Annotated in this window: 4 protein-coding genes; all 4 read right to left on the bottom strand. The window is 64.0% G+C overall.

Annotated features, from left to right (window positions below):
* Positions 1–156 precede the first annotated feature (156 nt).
* Positions 157–897 (bottom strand): VTT domain-containing protein, encoded by a 741-nt coding sequence (locus VMH22_01410; GenBank protein ID HTW90353.1) that lies wholly within the window; start codon positions 895–897, stop codon positions 157–159.
* Complete coding sequence (locus VMH22_01405) at positions 875–1639, bottom strand: glucose 1-dehydrogenase (protein ID HTW90352.1); 765 nt, start codon at positions 1637–1639, stop codon at positions 875–877. The genes VMH22_01410 and VMH22_01405 overlap by 23 nt, the downstream gene beginning before the upstream one ends.
* Complete coding sequence (locus VMH22_01400; protein HTW90351.1) at positions 1639–2790, bottom strand: aminotransferase class V-fold PLP-dependent enzyme; 1152 nt, start codon at positions 2788–2790, stop codon at positions 1639–1641. The genes VMH22_01405 and VMH22_01400 overlap by 1 nt, the downstream gene beginning before the upstream one ends.
* Positions 2791–2847: 57 nt before the next feature.
* Positions 2848–3424, bottom strand: a 577-nt coding sequence (locus tag VMH22_01395; protein ID HTW90350.1) for a hypothetical protein, incomplete at its 5' end; no start/stop codon positions are given.

The raw sequence follows: 3424 nt of genomic DNA, 5'->3' as shown, positions 1-3424 counted from the left end.
TTTGCCCCCCCCCCCCCCCATGTCAAGCGTTTTCTTCGCACCCAGAACCAGATGTTGAACCGCCAAGGACGCTGGAGAGCGCCAGGGTCCAGTAAGGACAACCACAGATGGACGCAGACAACACTGATGGTCGCTGTCCGGGACAAGCGGAGCTGGTCAGGAACCGGCAGACACGCGATGCCGGCTGCTGACGCGGTCGAGCGCCGCCTGGATGCGGGCGCGGTTCTTGTAGTAGAAGAAAGCGAGCGTCGCCGCGACCAGCCCTAGAATCGCCCACTCACGCCAACCGAAATGCGTGGCCGTAGCCCCAAGGCTGCAGTTCAACAGATTCGAAGGGAGCTTGCCGACAAAGACCAGCAGGATGAAGATGGGCCATGGCATGGAAGTCAGGCCGGCGAGATAGTAGACCCAGTCTCCGACCGGGTTTGGCACCAGCAGAAGCAGCAGGACGTAGAAAGTGCCCCGTCGCAGAACCGCCGAGTCGAGCCGTGCGAGCTGTTCGGGCGACAGGAAGAAACGCATAACCCTGCGGCCCAGCAATCGGGTCAGCAGGAAGTCGGCGGTCGAGCCGAGCATGACACCGACCATCAGCCAAACGATTGTCGGCCAGAACCCGAGTACATACCCGCACGTGAACGACAGCGCATCGCCGGGCAGAGGGGCGATGACAATTTGTGTGACCTGGAACGCGAGTATGCCCAACGGCGCCCAGGCTCCCCAGCCACGCACGAGCGGCCGCAGCTCTGAAGGGTGGCGGAAGAAGTGCCAGACCCTGCCCCCGGCGAGCACCAGCAGCACGACCACGGCGGCCAGCGCCGCGATGCTAAGGACAATCGCGACCTTCTGCCCTGCCGTGTGGGGGCGGGGCGTGGAACTAGCCGACGAGGACTGCTCCACCGTTGACGTTCAGGATTTCGCCGGTGACGAAGGTCGCGAGTTCGGAAGCAAGGAAGAGCACCGCACCGGCGAACTCCTCGGGCCTGCCGACGCGGCCCAGTGGTATCGTGGCAAGGACCTGCTCGCGTATGTCGGGCTTGCTCAGGCTCGGCCGCGACATGTCGGTATCGAACCATCCGGGTGCGATGCAGTTCACAAGAATACGGTCTGCCGCCAGTTCCGGCGCAAGTGACTTGGTCAGGCTGATGACCGCTCCCTTGCTGGCAGCGTAGTGCGAATGGAATGCTTCACCGCGCTGGCCCGCGGTGGAGGCGACGAGGATGATGCGTCCACCGCCGGCCTTACGCATCAATGGAACTGCCTCCCGGCAGCAGTAGAAGACGCCCCTGACGTTCAGGTCGAGCGTCTCGGCAAGCTGCCGGTCGGTCATCTTCTCGATGGCCGCGACCTTCCAGATGCCGGCATTGGCGACGAGAATGTCCAGCCGGCCGAAACGTGCGGCAACCCGCGAAAAGAGCCGCTTGACGTCGCCCGAAGATGCCACGTCTGCCTTCATGGCCATGGCCCGAACACCAAACTCCCCGCACCGAGCGGCAACGTCGCGGGCCGCCTTCCCATCCTTCACGTAGTTGACCGCCACGTCCGCACCGGCCCGCGCGAGCGCCAGCGCTGCGGCTCCACCCAGTCCCCGACTGCCGCCGGTCACCAGGACAACGCGGCCCGTGAGATCGATACCAACCATCAGGCAACCGTCTCGCCCTTGCCCGGCAGGGCCGCGCAGAACCGCTCGACTTCTTCCTCGGTGTTGTAGAAGTGCGGAGCGATGCGCAGGCGGTTCTCGCGCAACGAGCAGATGAACCCCTGCTCCTTCAGCCGCGCGAACAGCGCGGCCATGTCCACGCCCGGCCTGTATGCGTCGATTACCCCCGCGTGACGTTCGGGGACAGCCGGGGTCAGAGTCTCGAACCCCTTCTCGTTCAACCACTGACGCAGCAACTGCACGTGCATTCGCACTCGCGCTGCGACCTCGCTCATCCCCACGTTGAGCAGGATGCGCAGCGACTCGCGCAGCCCGTAGATACCGATGTAGTTCTTGGTCCCCTCCTCGAATCGGCTCGCGCCCGGTTTCATCGGTTTGGGCGTGTAGATGTCGTTGAAGTCGTCCCATCTCGCCGACAGCCAGCCGAGGTTGGCAGGCTTCAGCCCCGGCAGCGTCGCCGAGTTGACGTAGAGAATGCCGCTGCCCTGAGGCCCGAGCAGCCACTTGCCGCCGCCGGCGTAGACAAAGTCAAAGCCGAGGTCCCCGAAACTCTGGTCCACCGCGCCCAGCCCCTGCATGGCGTCGAGCAGGACGTGGATGGCGCGCGTGCGGCAGAAATCACTTATCGCGCCGATGTCCGCCCGCACACCGGAGAGGAAATGTACCCAGTCGATGGCAATCGCGCGTGTATGCCGGTCGACGAGCCGGAATATGCAGTCCGACCCCTTGGCCAGTTCGGTGCTGGTCACGTACCGCTTCTCGACGAACGGCAGCAGGTAGTTGAACGGGTAGATGTTGGTCGGAAACGCGTCACGCATCAGAATCATGTTGTCGCCGTGGTGCCAGTCGATGGAACCGATGGCGATTATGGCACCGGCGGAGGTGTTCTTGACGAACGCAATCTCTTCCTTGCGCACACCCATCAGCCGAGCCGCCAGCTCGCGGCCTTCCTCGACCGCTGCCTCGGCCTCGGAGTAAGGCACCTCACCGTGCAGGCTGCACCGCTCGATGTAGCCGTTCATCGCCGCGACCACCGGCAGGGCGAGAGAGCCGTTCGACGCGTGATTCAGATACGCATAGCGGTGCGTTACCGGGAAGAGCTCCCGGATGGCCTTGAGTTGGGTTTCGGTCACTGCTGGGATTATGCCGGGCAAAACAGCGCTGGCAAGCCCTGCCGACAGGCCCGGGCTTCAGCGCACAACCACGACCGGCGCGCTGCCGGACCCGGCAACTGAAACGTAGTAGACCGCTGGTCGCAGGCCGCGTAAATCCAGCGAAACACTCGCTCTGCCCGCGGGCACAGTTCTCTGCAGAACCATTCTGCCGCAGACGTCGTGCATCCGGAGCTCGCGCGCGCCGTGCACAGGCGGCAAACAGACCTGCAGCATGCCCCGGCAAGGCCTTGGAGCAACCCTGAGGGACGCGGCCGGAACTACGATGTCCCGGCGCTCGGCGGCCCCATCGTACGTGGTGTCCATGTTTGCGAGTTCGTGCAGGTAAAGCAGGACGCGGACCTCGTCCTGCACCTCCTGGACCTGAGGTATCCAGACCGGCGGGTTCGATATGTCGTAGACATGATTGGCCGGGTTCATCGCCGAGTCGTTGACCCGGGTCCAAGGGCTGATTCCTGCACCACCATAGACAACGGCGGTGGCGCTGTCTATCAACTGGATGGCGTGCTGGTTCTTCCTTATCTTCGGGTTGCTGTCGACCTGCGGCTGAATCCGCAGGTACGCGCAGGGCACCTGCTTCATGAATCGGCCTGCC

This window comes from bacterium, assembly GCA_035505375.1.
Lineage (GTDB): Bacteria > Hydrothermota > Tepidihabitantia > Tepidihabitantales > Tepidihabitantaceae > UBA2258.
Note: the sequence above shows the minus strand (reverse complement) of the source record. Positions and strands in the feature narration are given on the sequence as shown.